Raw genomic sequence first — 16,361 nt, forward strand, 5'->3', positions numbered from 1 at the left:
AGATATCGCTGGTTCCTGTCGGGCAGATCTACGCCGATTCGCGCGCCGCCAGCACCAGGTCGATGTATTCGTTTGCCACACGTAGCGCCGCTTTAGTGTCGAACGGTTCGCCCGACAGCGCGCCGCGCAGCCACAGTCCGTCGATCAGCGCAGCGAGCCCGCTCGCCGCCCTCCGCGCGGCTGCGCGTGGCATCGCCTTCGCAAAATCGGCGCACAGATTCGAGTTCAGGCGCCGCGTATTCACGTATTGCAGCCGACGCAAATGCGGCTTGTGCATGCTCTCCGACCAGAAGGCGAGCCACGTCTTCATGACGGGCGCGCTGGTTTGCTCAGCATCGAAGTTGGCGGCGACTACCGCTCGCAGCCTGGAACGCGGGTCGGGCTTTGCCGCGCGGCGCCGACGTGAAGTGGCCTGCCACAGATCGCGCAGCACGTGCCGCATGGTGGCTTCCAGCAAGCCGTCCTTGTCGCCGAAATAGTGGCTGACAATGCCCGTGGAAATGCTTGCGCGTTGGGCGACAGACGCCAGCGTCGCGCCCGCCAGGCCGGTCTGGTCGATGGTGAGCAACGTGGCGTCGATCAACTGGGCGCGGCGGATTTCGCGCATTCCGAGCTTGGGCATGGTGATGGTGTGAAGATTGGACGACTCGCGGCTGGCGCAGACCGCATATTCAACCGGCGCATGGTAGGTTTTTTATATTGAACGGTCAATCAATAAAAACAGACGTCTGCGGCCATGTCGGTTACGGCCAAACCCATGTCGCGTTCCATGCAGGTGATTGCTTGCAGCGGGCGCTACGCTCGTTGAACGGCGCGTGGCACACAATCCACGCGTCTCTCACAAGACACGGAGACATTCAATGAGCAGCAATCGCGGCGTCGTATATCTCGGGCAGGGCAAGGTGGAAGTGCAGTCGATCGACTATCCGAAGATGGTCGATCCACGTGGCCGCGCGATCGGCCATGGCGTAATTCTGAAGGTCGTGAGCACGAATATTTGCGGCTCCGATCAGCATATGGTGCGCGGCCGCACGACCGCCGAGGTGGGCCTCGTGCTTGGCCACGAGATTACCGGCGAGGTGATCGAAGTGGGTCGCGACGTCGAGACGCTGAGCATCGGCGATCTGGTGTCGGTGCCGTTCAACGTGGCTTGCGGACGCTGCCCGACCTGCAAGTCGCAGCACACGGGCGTATGCCTGAACGTCAATCCGTCGCGCGCGGGCGGCGCTTACGGCTATGTCGACATGGGTGGCTGGATTGGCGGACAGGCCGAGTACGTGCTGGTGCCGTACGCCGACTTCAACCTGCTGAAATTCCCCGATCGCGCGCAGGCCATGTCGAAGATCCGCGATCTCACCTGTCTGTCCGACATTCTGCCGACCGGTTATCACGGCGCAGTGATGGCGGGCGTGAAGCCGGGCTCGACCGTCTACATTGCAGGCGCGGGGCCGGTCGGCATGGCGGCGGCCGCGTCGGCGCGCCTCCTGGGCGCGGCCTGCACGATTGTCGGCGACATGAATGAGGAGCGTCTTGCGCATGCGCGCAAGATGGGCTTCGAGACCGTTGACCTGTCGAAAGACGCGACGCTTGGCGAACAGATCGAACAGATTCTCGGCAAGCCGGAAGTGGATTGCGCGGTGGACTGCGTAGGCTTCGAGGCGCATGGACATGGAAGCAGCGGCTCGCACGAGGAAGCACCGGCCACGGTACTGAACTCGCTGATGGAGATCACGCGCGCAGCAGGCGCGATTGGCATTCCGGGCCTTTACGTGACCGACGATCCGGGTGCCGCCGACGCGGCCGCTCGCAAGGGTAGTCTGAGCATCCGCTTCGGGCTCGGCTGGGCCAAGTCGCACTCGTTCCATACGGGCCAGACGCCGGTGATGAAGTACAACCACAACCTCATGCAGGCGATCTTGTGGGACCGCTTGCCGATTGCCGACATCGTCAACGTGACCGTGGTGTCGCTCGACCAGGCGCCTGATGGTTACCGTCAATTCGACGGCGGCGCGCCGCGCAAATTCGTTATCGATCCGCACGGCTTGCTGAAGGCGGCGTGAGCATCGCAAGAAACTAGAGGCTGCCCATAAAGAAACGCGTTGAACGGATCTCCGTTCAACGCGTTTTTCTTTGACGCTGGCGAGTAGGGGCGCTTTTCAGGCCGCCATGACCGGCGCCGAAGACAGAGAAGGCGATTGCTTGCGACGCTCGCGCGTGGGCGCAGTGCCGAATGCGTCGCGATAACTTTTCGAAAAGTGGCAGGCGGACTGAAAACCGCAAGCCATCGTGATGTTCATGATCGACATATCGGTTTGCAGCAGCAGTTCGCGCGCGCGCCGCAAACGCAGTGTCAGATAGTAATGCGTGGGCGTCATCCCCAGATGCTCGCGGAAAAGGCGCTGCAACTGCCTTTGCGACATGCCGGCGAGTCTCGCCAGTTCCTCGCGTGACAGCGGCTCCTCGATGTTGTTCTCCATCAGCGAGATCACTTCGAACAGCGACTTGTTGGCCGAACCGAGTCGCGCGACCAGCGGCATTTTCTGTTGCGCGCTCGTATCGCGCACATGTTCGACGATGAACTGCTCGGCGATCTGCGTTACGCGCGCGGTGCCGACGCGCGGAGCGATCAGGTTCAGCATCATGTCGAGCGGCGCGACACCGCCTGTGCATGTCACACGGTCGCGATCGATCACGAACAGTTCTTTCAGAAAACGCGTGTCGGGGAATTCTTCTTTGAGCGCCGACATGTTCTCCCAGTGAATCGCACAGGCGTAGCCCGCGAGCAACCCGGCACGCGCAAGCGCGTAGGTGCCCGTGCACAGGCTGCCGAGTACACAACCCATGCGGGCGAAACGGCGCAAGGCGGACAAATGAGCCGGCGTGGTCGCGTGTTGCACGTCGATGCCGCCGATCACGAACACGATATCCGGCTGGCCGACGCATTCGACGGGACCCGTATCGACCGACAAACCATTGCTTGCCGCCACCGGCCCGCCGTCGGGACTCACGATCGACCAGCGATATAGCGTCTGCCCCGTCAGGTAGTTCGCCATGCGCAGTACTTCGATCGCATTCGTGAACGCGATCATCGTGAAGTTCGGAACGGGCATGAAGGCGAAATGCGACAGTGACGCCGTGCGATCGGTGGACATGTGAGGAGTGATTCCTTGGAATCTATAGTGTCGCGTCGCCGTGGGGAGCGGCGACTTCTTCAATTTTGCGTACTAGCGCAACTACCATGCCATCAGGCTAAACCCTTGGTTGTCGATGCCGATGCGCGGAACGCTCGCGAAACGGCACCAGGAGTGCACACAGCGGCACCACAGCAGCACCACCGACGCTGAAAACCCGCACCTTAACCGCGCATCGCGTTTAGCTGCTGTTCAGAATTCCTTCAGCATCGAACGGTCGTTCGACCTCGGCATGGCCGCGCGAGCGACATCTCTCAGGGTACTTACCGAGGCGCCGGTCACGACATGGGCAGGCTCGCGCGGGCGACTTGTCGAAAAAGGTCGCTCATGGCGGAAAAGGCAAAGAACGCGTCTGAATTCATAAATTGACGCGCGATGCAAGCGTCAAGAATAGACGCAATGCAAGCCGGTAGCAGCAGGGCGCAAGCGCCGCACAAGCCAAGCGTCAGCGCGGCTTCCGGGCCTTCCCGTCAACGATTCCACGGACCTTCCATGTCGAACCCGAATCCTTTCTTCGAAGAATCGCTCGCCACGCGCGATCAGGCGGTGCGCGGCGCTATTTTGAAAGAGCTCGAGCGCCAGCAGTCGCAAGTCGAACTGATCGCGTCGGAAAACATCGTGTCACGCGCGGTGCTCGAAGCACAAGGCTCGGTGCTGACCAACAAATATGCGGAAGGTTATCCGGGCAAGCGTTACTACGGCGGCTGTGAATACGTCGACGAGATCGAGACCCTTGCGCTCGAACGCATCAAGCAACTGTTCAACGCGAAGTTCGCTAATGTGCAGCCGCATTCCGGCGCGCAGGCGAACGGTGCGGTCATGCTCGCGCTGGTGAAGCCGGGCGACACGGTGCTCGGCATGTCGCTCGACGCGGGCGGGCACCTCACGCACGGCGCGAAGCCGGCCATGTCGGGCAAGTGGTTCAACGCGGTGCAGTACGGTGTGAACCGCGACACGCTGCTGATCGACTACGAGCAGATCGAGGAACTTGCGCAGCAGCATAAACCCGCGCTGCTGATCGCCGGCTTCTCGGCGTATCCGCGCGCGCTGGATTTCAAGCGGCTGCGTGCGATTGCCGACAGCGTCGGTGCGAAGCTGATGGTGGATATGGCGCACATTGCCGGCGTGATCGCGGCCGGACGTCACGCCAATCCGGTCGAGCATGCGCATGTAGTGACCTCCACCACGCACAAGACCTTGCGCGGTCCGCGCGGCGGCTTTGTGCTGACGAATGACGAAGACATCGCAAAGAAGATCAACTCCGCTGTGTTCCCCGGCTTGCAAGGTGGCCCGCTGATGCACGTGATCGCGGGCAAGGCAGTCGCGTTAGGCGAGGCGTTGCAACCCGGCTTCAAGACCTACATCGACAACGTGCTCGCCAACGCACAGGCCCTCGGCGAAGTACTGAAGGCGGGCGGCGTGGATCTCGTGACGGGCGGCACCGACAACCATCTTCTGCTGGTCGATTTGCGGCCGAAGGGTCTCAAGGGCAATCAGGTCGAGCAGGCGCTGGAGCGCGCAGGCATTACGTGCAACAAGAACGGCATTCCGTTCGACACGGAAAAGCCGACGATCACCTCGGGCGTGCGCCTCGGCACACCCGCGGGCACGACGCGCGGCTTCGGCGTGAACGAGTTCCGCGACGTGGGCCGCTTGATCGTGGAAGTGCTCGATTCGCTGCGCGACCACCCCGAAGGCCATGCGGCCACCGAACAACGCGTGCGCCGCGAGATTTTCGCGCTGTGCGAGCGCTTCCCCATTTACTGAGAACACCTGGAGCACACGATGAGCAATTTGCACGAAAACAGCATCATCATCGACGGCCTGAACATTTCGAAGTTCGAGCGCTCGGTGTTCGAAGATATGCGCAAGGGCGGTGTGACCGCGGTGAACTGCACGGTGTCCGTGTGGGAAAGCTTCCAGAAGACCGTCGATAACATCGCCGAAATGAAGCAGCAGATCCGCGAGTACGGCGAGATTCTCACACTCGTGCGCACGACCGACGACATCTTCCGCGCGAAGAAAGAGAACAAGACCGGCATCATTTTCGGCTTCCAGAACGCGCATGCATTCGAGGACAACCTCGGCTATATCGAGGCATTCAAAGACCTCGGTGTGAACGTGGTTCAGCTTTGCTACAACACGCAGAATCTGGTCGGCACCGGCTGCTATGAGCGCGACGGCGGTCTGTCCGGTTATGGCCGTGAAGTGATCCAGGAAATGAATCGCGTCGGCATCATGGTGGATCTTTCGCATGTCGGCGGAAAAACTTCGTCGGAAGCGATTGCTGCGTCGAAAAAGCCGGTGTGCTATTCGCATTGCTGCCCGTCGGGACTCAAAGAGCACCCGCGCAACAAGAGCGACGAACAACTGAAAGAGATCGCCGACGCCGGCGGCTTTGTCGGCGTGACCATGTTCGCGCCTTTCCTGAAGCGCGGTCCGGACGCCACCGTCGAAGACTATATCGAGGCAATCGACTACGTGGTGAATTTGATTGGCGAAGACCAGGTCGGCATCGGCACGGACTTCACGCAAGGCTACAGCACCGAGTTCTTCGACTGGATCACGCACGACAAGGGCCGTTATCGCCAGTTGACGAACTTCGGCAAGGTCGTGAATCCGGAAGGCATCCGCACGATCGGCGAGTTTCCGAACCTGACCGCCGCGATGGAGCGCGCGGGTTGGAGCGAGACGCGCATCAAAAAGATCATGGGTGAGAACTGGGTCCGCGTATTCGGTGAGGTGTGGAAGGTTTGAGCTTCACGCGCGCATAGCCCGCAGATTCGCCCCACAAAACAAGGAGTCTTCCACATGCAACCTCAACTGCCTATCGACGTCGATGCGAACACCGGCGTCTGGACCACCGACGCGCTGCCGATGCTGTACGTGCCGCGCCATTTCTTCACGAACAACCATACCGCCGTTGAAGAAGCACTCGGCATCGACACGTATGCCGAGATTCTCTACAAGGCGGGCTATAAGTCCGCGTACTTCTGGTGCGACAAGGAAGCCAAACAGCACGGCATCGCCGGCATGGCCGTGTTCGAGCACTACCTGAAGCGGCTTTCGCAACGCGGCTGGGGCATCTTCACGATCACGGAAAGCGATCCGTCCACGTCGCATGCGCGTATCGAACTGCATCACTCGTCGTTCGTGCTCGCGCAACCGGGCAAAGTCGGCAAGCTCTGCTACATGTTCGCCGGCTGGTTCGCGGGAGCAATGGATTGGGTCAACGACACGGCGCCCGATTCACAACGCAAGGGTCCGCCTTCGCAGTCGAAAGAAGCGCGATGCGCGGCGGAAGGCCACGACCATTGCGTGTTCGAAGTGTCGCCGCTCGCGGCATAGCACTAGAAGTCATTTATTCCGAGGTCGATCGCGATGCGTTACCCGAACCTTTTCAAGCCTCTTACGCTGAACAAGCTGACTTTGCGCAACCGCATTGTCAGCACTGCGCATGCGGAGGTGTATGCGGAACCCGGCGGACTGCCCGGCGACCGTTATATCCGTTACTACGAAGAAAAGGCCAAGGGTGGTGTGGGCCTCGCCGTATGCGGCGGTTCGAGCCCGGTCTCGATCGACAGTCCGCAAGGCTGGTGGAAGTCGGTGAATCTGTCGACCGACAAGATCATCGATCCGCTCTCGCGGCTCGCGGAAGCCATGCACGCGCACGGCGCCAAGATCATGATTCAGGCCACGCACATGGGCCGCCGCTCGGCGTTTCATGGCGAACACTGGCCGCATCTGATGTCGCCTTCGGGCGTGCGTGAGCCGGTGCATCGGGGCAACGCAAAGATCATTGAAGTGGAAGAGATTCGCCGCATTATCACCGACTTCGCGGCTGCCGCGAAACGCGTGAAGGATGCGGGCATGGACGGCGTCGAGATCTCGGCGGCGCACCAGCATCTCATCGACCAGTTCTGGAGCCCACGCACCAATTTTCGTACCGACGAATGGGGCGGTTCGCTTGAAAACCGCCTGCGTTTCGGCGTCGAAGTATTGCAAGCAGTGCGTGAAGCAGTGGGCCCCGATTTCTGCGTGGGTTTGCGCATGTGCGGCGACGAGTTCCACGAAGACGGTCTCGATCACGAGCAACTGAAAGAGATCGCGCAGGCAATGAGCGAAAGCGGCCTGATCGATTATCTCGGCGTGATCGGCTCCGGCGCGGATACGCACAACACGCTCGCCAACTGCATGCCGCCGATGGCGCTGCCGCCCGAGCCTTTCGTGCATCTCGCAGCCGGCATCAAGTCGGTCGTGAAAGTTCCGGTCATGCATGCGCAAAGTATTCGCGACGCGGGCCAGGCCGAGCGTCTGCTGGCGAGCGGCATGGTCGATCTGGTCGGCATGACACGCGCGCAGATTGCCGACCCGCATATGGTCATCAAGATCCGCGATGGCCGCGAGGACGAAATCAAGCAATGCGTCGGCGCGAACTATTGCATCGACCGCCAGTACAACGGGCTCGACGTGCTGTGCGTGCAGAACGCGGCAACCTCGCGCGAAGCGACCATGCCGCATGTCATTGCGCGTACGAACGGGCCGAAGCGCAAGGTCGTCGTGGTCGGCGCGGGTCCTGCGGGACTCGAAGCGGCGCGGGTCGCGAAGTCGCGCGGCCATGACGTGGTGCTGTTCGAGAAGAACGACTATGTGGGCGGCCAGATCATGCTCGCGGCAAAAGCGCCGCAGCGTGAACAGATGGCAGGCATTGTCCGCTGGTTCGATATGGAAACAAAGCGCCTGGGCGTGGACCGCCGTCTCGGTGTTGCCGCCGACGATAAAACCATCATGGCCGAAAAGCCGGACATCGTGGTGCTCGCCACGGGCGGCTCGGCGTTCACGTCGCAAGTCGCGGCGTGGGGCGTCGACGAAGGCCTCGCGGTGAGTTCGTGGGACGTGCTCTCGGGCAAGGTCGAGCCGGGCAAGAATGTCCTCGTGTACGACGGCGTGAGCACGCATGCCGGCGCCGGCGTCGCCGATTTCATATCGAGCCGCGGCTCGAACGTGGAGATCGTCACGCCCGACGTGAAAGTGGCCGACGACGTGGGCGGCACCACGTTCCCGATTTTCTATCGCCGCCTCTATGCGCAGGGGGTGGTCCATACACCGAATTACTGGCTCGACAAAGTGTACGAGGAAGACGGCAAGAAGATCGCCGTGATCCGCAACGAGTACACGGAGGAGCAGGAAGAGCGCGCAGTCGATCAGGTCGTGATCGAGAACGGCAGCACGCCGAACGACGAGTTGTACTGGAAGCTAAAGCCGGAGTCCGTCAATCGCGGGCAGGTCGACGTGCATAAGCTCTTTGCATCCGAGCCGCAGCCGTCGCTGTCCGAAGAGCTCGGTAATGGCCGCTTCCTGCTGTTTCGCGTCGGCGACTGCATCTCCATGCACAACATTCACGGCGCGATTTACGACGCGCTGCGCCTTTGCAAGGACTTCTGACAATGAGCCCCGTGTCTGTCATCACCGTGCTGTTGTGGTTGTCGATGGCGGGTCTGGCTTTCGCGCTCGCGAAGCGCGCCGCGTATTGGCGCGTGGGTCGCGCCACGGCGGCGGGCGCGTACGGCTGGGCGAATCTGCTGTCGATTCCGAAACGCTACTTCGTCGATCTGCATCATGTGGTCGCGCGCGACCCGTACATTGCGAAAACGCACGTGGCGACTGCCGGCGGGGCGATCCTCGCGATGGCGCTCGTGTTCGTCAACTACGGTCTCGCGATCTATTCGCCGTGGCTCGACAAGCTGATCTTTCTTGCCGCGCTCGTGATGCTGGTCGGCGCGGTTTTCGTGTGGCGTCGCCGGCATGGTGCGAAAGCGGTACCCGCGCGGCTTTCGCGCGGCCCGTGGGATCATCTGCCGCTGTTGCTCGGGTCGTTCGCGCTCGGTCTCCTGTTGTTCATCGCATTGCCGGCCGCGGCGATGTCGGGCGCGCTCGCGATCATCGTCGCGCTGCTGATCGCAGTGGGCGCGTTCACGATGACATTCGGCGCCGCGCGTGGCGGTCCGATGAAACATGCGCTCGCGGGTCTCCTGCATCTCGCGTTTCATCCGCGTCAGGAGCGCTTTGCCGAGCGTAACGATCGCGACATCGTGCCGCCGACCGCATTGAAGGCGCCGCTGCTCGACGCGAAAGAATACGGCGTGGGCAAGCCCGTGGAGTTTCGCTGGAACCAGTTGCTCAGTTTCGATGCCTGCGTGCAGTGCGGCAAATGCGAAGCAGCGTGTCCCGCGTTCGCCGCGGGCCAACCGCTCAATCCGAAGAAGCTCATTCAGGATCTGGTGACGGGCATGGTGGGCGGCACGGACGCCGAATACGCAGGCTCCCCAACCCCCGGCATTCCTGTCGGCAAGCATGGCGGTGCGCCTGGCAAGCCGCTGATTTCCAGCCTGATCGAGGCAGAAACGCTGTGGTCATGCACGACCTGCCGCGCTTGCGTGCAGGAGTGCCCGATGCTGATCGAGCACGTCGACGCCATTGTCGATATGCGCCGCAATCAGACGCTCGTGGAAGGCACGGTGCCGGGCAAGGGGCCGATCACGCTCTCGAATCTGCGCGAAACGGGCAGTTCGAACGGTTACGACATCGGCGCACGTTATGACTGGGCGGTCGACCTGCAAGTGCAGGTCGCGCAGCCTGGGCGCCGCGTGGATGTGCTGCTGATTGCGGGCGAAGGTGCGTTCGACATGCGCTATCAGCGCACGCTGCGCGCGCTCGTCAAGGTGCTGAACCGCGCGGGTGTCGATTATGCGGTGCTCGGCGGCGTCGAAACCGATACAGGCGACACGGCCCGGCGTCTCGGCGACGAAGCTACGTTCCAGCAACTCGCAAAGAAGTTGATCGGCACGCTCTCGCAGTACTCGTTCGGCAAGATCGTCACTTCCGATCCCCACGTGTTGCACAGCTTGCGCAACGAGTATCGGGCGTTGGGCGGCTTCTATGAAGTACAGCATCATACGGCGCTGATCGATGAACTGGTCGCGAGCGGCAAGCTGTCGCCGCGCGCGCTCGCCGCCTACGCGGACAGCAAGATCACGTATCACGATCCGTGCTACCTGGGCCGCTACAACGGCGAGACCGAAGCGCCGCGCCGCGTGCTGAAGAGCATTGGCATCAAGGTTGTCGAAATGGAGCGCCACGGCATGCGTGGACGTTGCTGCGGTGGCGGCGGCGGTGCCCCGTTGACGGACATTCCGGGCAAGCGGCGCATTCCGGACATTCGTATCGACGACGCGCGCGGCATCGGCGCCGAGATTGTCGCGGTGGGCTGCCCGAATTGCACCGCGATGCTCGAAGGCGTAGTTGGGCCCCGTCCTGAAGTACTGGACGTCGCCGAACTGGTTGCAGCAGCGCTGGAGTAACGCGATGAACACAATCAAACGAATCGATCCGCGCCGCCCGTTCACGATCACCGTTGACGGACTCAGACGCATCACGCTGGGCGTGACCGGTGTGGCGGGTGCAATGGATTTCGCCGCATCGGGTGCCGCGCATCGTGAACAACCGAAGCCGCGCCGCACGAGCGCCACGCCGCAGCATGTGATGCTGGTGGCGGCGCACGCGGACCGTGGCGCACTCGACGATCACGCGCGCCAGACGCTGGCCGCCGCGGCATTGATCGCCGATGCCACCACCGAGATCGTGCTGCTGGTATTCGGCGAATTTACGGGCGACGCCGGCGCATTGGGCGCTGACAAGCTGATCGAGTTGCCTTCGTTCGATCGTCGCCATTTCGCACCGGACGACGAATTGAACGCGCTCGCCGCATGCGTCGCGGCATATGCGCCGGTGCATCTATTCCTGCCCGACAACGCGACCGGCGACGGCGATCTTGGCCGCCGGTATGCGGCGGCGGCAAATGCGAGCGTCGCGACACACGTCGTTGAAATCGATGCGTCTCACGTGGCCGCTTATGCGCATGCGAACACTGCGTTCGCTTCGTGTGCGCTGCCAGAAGTGGTATTGCTTGCGCCCAATGCGGTCGATCCCAAGTTGCCGTTCGTCGGCGCAGGAGAGCGAGTCGCATGGCGTTTCGATGGCGAACCGACTGCCACCAGAGGCATCGTGCGCGACCTCGGTATCGAGGAGATGGACGCCGCGCAGCTCGCGCTCGAAGAAGCGGACTTCATCGTCTCCGCAGGCAACGGTGTCAGCGATGTGCCTGCGTTCGAGCGTCTCGCGGCCACGCTCGGCGCGGCGATCGGTGCAAGCCGTGTCGCAGTGGACGACGGCAAATTCACACGCGACAAGCAGATCGGCGCGACCGGCAAGACCGTTGAAGCGAGCGTGTATATCGCATTTGGCATATCCGGCGCCGTGCAGCATTTGCAGGGCATCAAAGATTGCCGGCATGTGATCGCGGTGAATCTGGATGCAAGCGCGCCCATCGCCAAGCGTGCGAACCTGACCGTCATTGCCGATGCGCAGGAAACCATCGCGGCACTCAATGACGCGGCTGCCGCAGCGCGCACTGCACGCGGCACAGGTGCTGCTTTACTGAACTCGAAGGCTGTAGCGGAAGGAGCGCTCGCATGAAAATCGCCGTTCTCGTTTCCGTGGGCCGACATCCGGTGAGCGGCGTTGCGCGCTACAGCCGTAACGACGCGGCCGCACTGACGCTCGCCTTGACGCTCGCAAAGCAGCATGCTGGGACACTCGACGTGCTGCACGCCGGCGACCCTGCGAATCCCGCACTACAGGAATATCTTGCGCTAGGCGCGCGCTCCGTCGAAGTGCTTGCCGTTCCCAACGCAGACGGGTCGCAAGCCGATGGCGCAGCGCTGCTTGCCGCGCGTCTGCCCGGCTACGATCTCGTGCTAAGCGGCACGCGCGCCGAAGGCGCTTTCGACAGCGGCATGCTGCCGTATCGGGTGGCGAATGCGTTGGGCATTCCGCTCGTCGGCGCGGCCGTCGATGTGGTCGTGAAGGACGGGTGCGCACAAGTTCGGCAATTCATGCCCAAGGGTTTGCGGCGCCGTGTCGAGGTGCAATTGCCCGCACTGATCGCCGTGCATCCGATGGCAAACGCAACGCCGACCTATGCCTATGCACGGCAGCGCGAAGGGACCATTCACCCGGTCGCCTGTGCGGCACCCGCTCGCGCGACGGAGCTCGCCTGGACTATTCGCCCGGCGAGCAGCAAGCCGGTGCGTCTCGCCGCTGCCGAGAAGCGCTCGGGCCACGCCCGGATGCTCTCCGCAACCACGACGGAAAGCCGCGGCGGCAGCGTCGTAATTGAAGGGAGTTCCGTCGAAAAAGCACAAGTGATTCTGGCGTATTTGCGCGAGCATCAACTCGTGGATTACTGATTTCCGGTTCAGGCGAGCATGCGGCCAGGAGGGCCTGGCGCGGCGCCAGACGTGACACGCAACGGAGCACACAATGAAAGTTTCCGCAGACGTTCGCGCAATGATCGAACGCCGCAAGAAGAATTACACGCTGGAAGCGCCGTTCTATACGAGCGAGGACATCTTCGCGCTCGACATGGACGTGATCTTCCGCAAGCACTGGATTCAGGTCGCGGTTGAGCCGGACGTGCCCGAGCCGGGCGATTACATCACAGTGGAAATCGGACAGGATTCCATTCTGATCGTACGCGACGACGACATGCAGGTACGGGCGTTTCATAACGTCTGCCGCCATCGCGGCGCACGCTTGTGCAATACCGACAAGGGTTCGCTCGGCAATATCGTGTGCCCGTATCACAGCTGGACGTATAACCTGAACGGCGACCTGATGTTCGCCGAGCATATGGGCGACCAGTTCGACCGCTGCAAACACAGCTTGAAGAAAGTCCACGTCGAGAACCTCGCGGGACTCATCTTTATCTGTCTGGCGGACAATCCGCCCGCTGACTTTTCCGTCATGCGCGCGGCAATGGAGCCGTACCTGGCACCGCATCAACTGGCCGGCTGCAAGATCGCGGCGTCGATCGACATCATCGAGGAAGGCAACTGGAAGCTGACGATGGAGAACAATCGCGAGTGCTATCACTGCGTCGCGAACCATCCTGAGCTGACCATTTCGCTTTACGAATACGGTTTCGGCTATCAACGTACACCGGCTAACGAAGAAGGCATGGCCGCTTTCGAAGAGACAGTTGCTCGCCGTACCGCGCAATGGGAAGCAATGAAGCTGCCGTCGGCGGAAATCGACCGGCTCGCGGATCTCGTTACCGGTTTTCGCACGCAACGTCTGCCGCTCGATCGGGACGGCGAATCGCAGACGCTGGACGCGAAAGTGGCGTCGAAGAAATTGCTCGGCGGCTTCGAGCAGGCCGATCTTGGCGGTTTGTCGTTCTGGACGCAGCCCAATTCGTGGCATCACTTCATGAGCGATCACATTGTTAGCTTCTCGGTGATTCCGCTTTCGGCCGGCAAGACGCTCGTGCGCACGAAATGGCTCGTGCACAAGGATGCGCGCGAAGGCATCGACTACGACGTCAACAACCTGACGGCCGTATGGCGCGCGACCAATGATCAGGACCGCGCACTCGTTGAATACTCGCAACGCGGCGCAACGAGCAGCGCCTATGAGCCGGGTCCGTATTCGCCGTTCACAGAGGGTCTCGTGGAGAAGTTCTGCGAGTGGTACATCGGCCGCATCGCAGACTACAGCAACGCGCCGCAGACGCACGATGCGGCGCCGTCCGCATTCGGCGAGAAAGTCGTGTCCTTCAAGCGCTGAGCGCACGATCGCAACCAGGAGCGGGAGAAAACAATGATGCGCGATCAGGCGACGTTTCAGCTCGGCACCGAGCCGGCATCGCAATACGCAACAAGCCGTGTTACGCAGCCGCGCTTCTGGGACACGCTGCCCGCGCGGTGGAACAGCGATGTGGACGAAACACTGGTGTGCTGCCATGTGCGCCAGGAAACGCATGACGTGAAGAGCTTTTTCTTCCGCGCGCCGGGCGAACGAACCTTCGTGTTCGAGCCGGGACAGTTCATCACGCTCGAACTGGATATCGACGGTGAGTCGATCAACCGTTGCTATACGATTTCCTCTCCGCCTACGCGTCCGCACACCATCTCCATTACGGTGAAGCGTGTGCCGGGCGGCAAAGTATCGAACTGGCTGCATGACAATCTGCAGGTGGGCGGCGAAGTTCGCGTGCTGGGGCCGGCGGGCGAATTCACGTGCGCCCGCCACCCTGCGCGCAAGCTGCTGTTTCTGTCGGCCGGTTCAGGCATTACGCCGCTGATGTCGATGAGTCGCGCGCATCACGAACTGGGCGAGGACAGCGACATTGTCTTCGTGCACAGCGCCCGCACGCCCGACGACATTATCTTCGCGCGCGAACTCGATCTGATCGCGTCAAATCACGCGCGTTTTCGTACTGCATTTGTTTGCGAGCGGGTTGGCGCACGCACGAACTGGCCAGGTGTCACGGGTTTTCTGACGTTGCCCTTACTCAAGCTGATTGCACCGGACTTTCTCGAACGCGAGATCTTCACTTGCGGGCCCACGCCGTACATGCAAGCAGTACGCAACCTGCTGGACGAGGGCGGTTTCGACCGCGGCCATTATCATGAAGAAAGCTTTTCGTTCGGCACGGTCAGCGAGGTCGCCGCACAATTGGCTACCGTGCATGTCGCCGAGGTGTTGCAGAACGCGGCCGAGCCGGCAACAGCCGAGAGTTTTGTAGAAGCCCGGGAACAGGCACCGGCTTTCGAGCCGGCTGCCGCACCCGGCGTGGCCGAAGTGCAGACACGCTACAAAGTCAGCTTCACGAAAAGCAATCGTGAGATCGAGTGCGACAGCGGCCAGCATGTGCTGGATGCTGCGAAGAAAGCGGGTGTGCGCCTGCCGGCATCGTGCACGCAGGGCATGTGCGGAACCTGCAAGGTGAAGCTGGTATCGGGCGAGGTGGCGATGAAACACGCGGGCGGCATTCGTCAGCGGGAAATCGATCAAGGCATGGTGCTGCTCTGCTGCAGCAAGCCGCTCACCGATCTCGTCGTAGAGAAGTGACTGGCGCCAACGGTCAGGAACAAACTGCCGTGAGTCGCGGCAGCAAGCGGAAGAGCCAGGTCGCGTGCGGACAACTATGTGTCGCAAAACAACGTTACCGGGCAATTCTGGCTGGCGATTCTAAATGCTCAATGGGTTGTTTTTTGACGGCAAACGGGAGAACGGCGATGAGACTGATCAAAAAGATACTGGTGTTGAGCACTCTGAGTGCGGCGCTGGCGGCAACCAGCGTAAGCGCCCCGGCGGATACGAAGCCGACCATCAAGATCGGCTACGTGGAAGGCTGGGACGATAGCGTCGCGACATCGAACGTCGCCGCCCGCGTGATCGAAAAACGCCTGGGCTATCAGGTGCAACTCGTACCGGTTGCAGCGGGTGTGATGTGGCAGGGTGTGGCGCGTGGCGACCTCGACGCGACGCTGTCCGCATGGCTGCCAGTCACGCACGGCGCGTACTGGAACAATTTCAAGGACAAAGTGGTCGATCTCGGTCCGAATTTCAACGACGCGAAGATCGGTCTTATCGTGCCCGACAATCTCGACGTGAAAACGGTCGGCGACCTGGAAGCGAAGAAAGCGGAGTTCGGCTCGCGCATTGTCGGTATCGACGCAGGTGCGGGCGTGATGCAGAAGACCAGCGAGGCAATCAAGGCTTACGGACTCGACTACAAGCTGATGCCGAGTTCTGGCAGCGCAATGACTGCGGAACTCGCGCGATCGGAAGCGGCGAGCAAGCCGATCATCGTAACCGGCTGGAAGCCGCACTGGATGTTCGCAAAGTACAAGCTCAAGTTCCTTGAAGATCCGAAGAAAGTGTTCGGTGAGGCGGAGCACGTGGACAGCGTCGTCAATCCGGAACTGGAAAAGAAGGCGCCGCCCGTCGTCGCGTTCCTGAAGAAGTTCCAGTGGAAGCCGGGTGAGATCGACAGCGTGATGCTCGCCACGCAGAACGGCGAGAAGCCGACCGCCGCTGCCGACGCGTGGATTAGCGCACACGGCGATCGAGTGGATAGCTGGGTTAAGTAGACAGAGCTTTAGCTGTCCTCGCATCGAAGACAAAAAACGCCGCTTATCAAAGCGGCGTTTTTCTTTGTGCGCCCAGCATGGGCGCAATCTTGTGGGTGCAAGTCCCATCGTGAGCTGACCACAGCGAACGAAGCAAAGCGCAACTGCGTGAGGGCGACCGAGCGTGGGGAGG

Annotated in this window: 13 protein-coding genes; 11 read left to right on the forward strand and 2 right to left on the reverse strand. The window is 61.6% G+C overall.

Features of this window, described 5'->3' with window-relative positions; genetic code table 11:
- Nucleotides 1-28 precede the first annotated feature (28 nt).
- Entirely contained in the window at nt 29-622 is a 594-nt protein-coding gene (betI, locus tag ACTJLB_RS32150; RefSeq protein WP_408422803.1) for a transcriptional regulator BetI, read from the reverse strand.
- Between the two features lie 238 nt (nt 623-860).
- Here betI and fdhA point away from each other — a divergent pair, with 238 nt between their 5' ends.
- Complete coding sequence (gene fdhA / locus ACTJLB_RS32155; RefSeq protein ID WP_408130576.1) at nt 861-2,060, forward strand: formaldehyde dehydrogenase, glutathione-independent; 1,200 nt, start codon at nt 861-863, stop codon at nt 2,058-2,060.
- 96 nt (nt 2,061-2,156) lie between these two features.
- Here fdhA and ACTJLB_RS32160 read toward each other — a convergent pair whose 3' ends face one another.
- Complete coding sequence (locus ACTJLB_RS32160) at nt 2,157-3,152, reverse strand: GlxA family transcriptional regulator (protein ID WP_020067498.1); 996 nt, start codon at nt 3,150-3,152, stop codon at nt 2,157-2,159.
- A 531-nt stretch (nt 3,153-3,683) separates the two neighbouring features.
- On the opposite strand from ACTJLB_RS32160, the gene ACTJLB_RS32165 reads away from it, so the two are divergent.
- The 10 genes from ACTJLB_RS32165 (at nt 3,684) to ACTJLB_RS32210 (ending at nt 16,189) form a co-directional block, all read left to right on the forward strand.
- Nucleotides 3,684-4,958, forward strand: coding sequence for a serine hydroxymethyltransferase (locus ACTJLB_RS32165; RefSeq protein ID WP_440785643.1), 1,275 nt, complete (start codon nt 3,684-3,686; stop codon nt 4,956-4,958).
- 18 nt (nt 4,959-4,976) lie between these two features.
- Complete coding sequence (locus tag ACTJLB_RS32170) at nt 4,977-5,948, forward strand: dipeptidase (RefSeq protein WP_110406476.1); 972 nt, start codon at nt 4,977-4,979, stop codon at nt 5,946-5,948.
- A 54-nt stretch (nt 5,949-6,002) separates the two neighbouring features.
- Nucleotides 6,003-6,539: a DUF5943 domain-containing protein gene (locus tag ACTJLB_RS32175; protein WP_020067501.1), complete on the forward strand. Its 537-nt coding sequence runs from the start codon at nt 6,003-6,005 to the stop codon at nt 6,537-6,539.
- 33 nt (nt 6,540-6,572) lie between these two features.
- A complete protein-coding gene (locus tag ACTJLB_RS32180) occupies nt 6,573-8,636 on the forward strand; it encodes an NADH:flavin oxidoreductase (protein ID WP_020067502.1) in 2,064 nt (687 codons plus the stop codon).
- 2 nt (nt 8,637-8,638) lie between these two features.
- Nucleotides 8,639-10,552: a (Fe-S)-binding protein gene (locus ACTJLB_RS32185; protein ID WP_088176237.1), complete on the forward strand. Its 1,914-nt coding sequence runs from the start codon at nt 8,639-8,641 to the stop codon at nt 10,550-10,552.
- 4 nt (nt 10,553-10,556) lie between these two features.
- Entirely contained in the window at nt 10,557-11,726 is a 1,170-nt protein-coding gene (locus ACTJLB_RS32190; protein ID WP_440785644.1) for an electron transfer flavoprotein subunit alpha/FixB family protein, read from the forward strand.
- A complete protein-coding gene (locus tag ACTJLB_RS32195) occupies nt 11,723-12,499 on the forward strand; it encodes an electron transfer flavoprotein subunit beta/FixA family protein (RefSeq protein WP_440785645.1) in 777 nt (258 codons plus the stop codon). The genes ACTJLB_RS32190 and ACTJLB_RS32195 overlap by 4 nt, the downstream gene beginning before the upstream one ends.
- Before the next feature lie 73 nt (nt 12,500-12,572).
- Nucleotides 12,573-13,877: an aromatic ring-hydroxylating oxygenase subunit alpha gene (locus tag ACTJLB_RS32200; protein ID WP_440785646.1), complete on the forward strand. Its 1,305-nt coding sequence runs from the start codon at nt 12,573-12,575 to the stop codon at nt 13,875-13,877.
- Between the two features lie 33 nt (nt 13,878-13,910).
- Complete coding sequence (locus ACTJLB_RS32205; RefSeq protein ID WP_087750779.1) at nt 13,911-15,164, forward strand: hybrid-cluster NAD(P)-dependent oxidoreductase; 1,254 nt, start codon at nt 13,911-13,913, stop codon at nt 15,162-15,164.
- A 167-nt stretch (nt 15,165-15,331) separates the two neighbouring features.
- Nucleotides 15,332-16,189, forward strand: a complete 858-nt coding sequence (locus tag ACTJLB_RS32210) for a glycine betaine ABC transporter substrate-binding protein (protein WP_020067508.1) — start codon at nt 15,332-15,334, stop codon at nt 16,187-16,189.
- The last annotated feature ends 172 nt before the right edge of the window (nt 16,190-16,361 follow it).

Origin of the sequence: Paraburkholderia sp. 22098 (assembly GCF_052045935.1) — a bacterium.
Taxonomy (GTDB): domain Bacteria; phylum Pseudomonadota; class Gammaproteobacteria; order Burkholderiales; family Burkholderiaceae; genus Paraburkholderia; species Paraburkholderia caledonica.

Coding starts and splice junctions, on each gene's coding strand:
- ACTJLB_RS32190 (WP_440785644.1), top strand. CDS start 10,557: ATGAACACAATCAAACGAATCGATCCGCGCCGCCCGTTCACGATCACC.
- ACTJLB_RS32180 (WP_020067502.1), top strand. CDS start 6,573: ATGCGTTACCCGAACCTTTTCAAGCCTCTTACGCTGAACAAGCTGACT.
- ACTJLB_RS32175 (WP_020067501.1), top strand. CDS start 6,003: ATGCAACCTCAACTGCCTATCGACGTCGATGCGAACACCGGCGTCTGG.
- ACTJLB_RS32185 (WP_088176237.1), top strand. CDS start 8,639: ATGAGCCCCGTGTCTGTCATCACCGTGCTGTTGTGGTTGTCGATGGCG.
- ACTJLB_RS32165 (WP_440785643.1), top strand. CDS start 3,684: ATGTCGAACCCGAATCCTTTCTTCGAAGAATCGCTCGCCACGCGCGAT.
- betI (WP_408422803.1), bottom strand. CDS start 622: ATGCCCAAGCTCGGAATGCGCGAAATCCGCCGCGCCCAGTTGATCGAC.
- ACTJLB_RS32210 (WP_020067508.1), top strand. CDS start 15,332: ATGAGACTGATCAAAAAGATACTGGTGTTGAGCACTCTGAGTGCGGCG.
- ACTJLB_RS32200 (WP_440785646.1), top strand. CDS start 12,573: ATGAAAGTTTCCGCAGACGTTCGCGCAATGATCGAACGCCGCAAGAAG.
- ACTJLB_RS32195 (WP_440785645.1), top strand. CDS start 11,723: ATGAAAATCGCCGTTCTCGTTTCCGTGGGCCGACATCCGGTGAGCGGC.
- ACTJLB_RS32160 (WP_020067498.1), bottom strand. CDS start 3,152: ATGTCCACCGATCGCACGGCGTCACTGTCGCATTTCGCCTTCATGCCC.
- fdhA (WP_408130576.1), top strand. CDS start 861: ATGAGCAGCAATCGCGGCGTCGTATATCTCGGGCAGGGCAAGGTGGAA.
- ACTJLB_RS32170 (WP_110406476.1), top strand. CDS start 4,977: ATGAGCAATTTGCACGAAAACAGCATCATCATCGACGGCCTGAACATT.
- ACTJLB_RS32205 (WP_087750779.1), top strand. CDS start 13,911: ATGATGCGCGATCAGGCGACGTTTCAGCTCGGCACCGAGCCGGCATCG.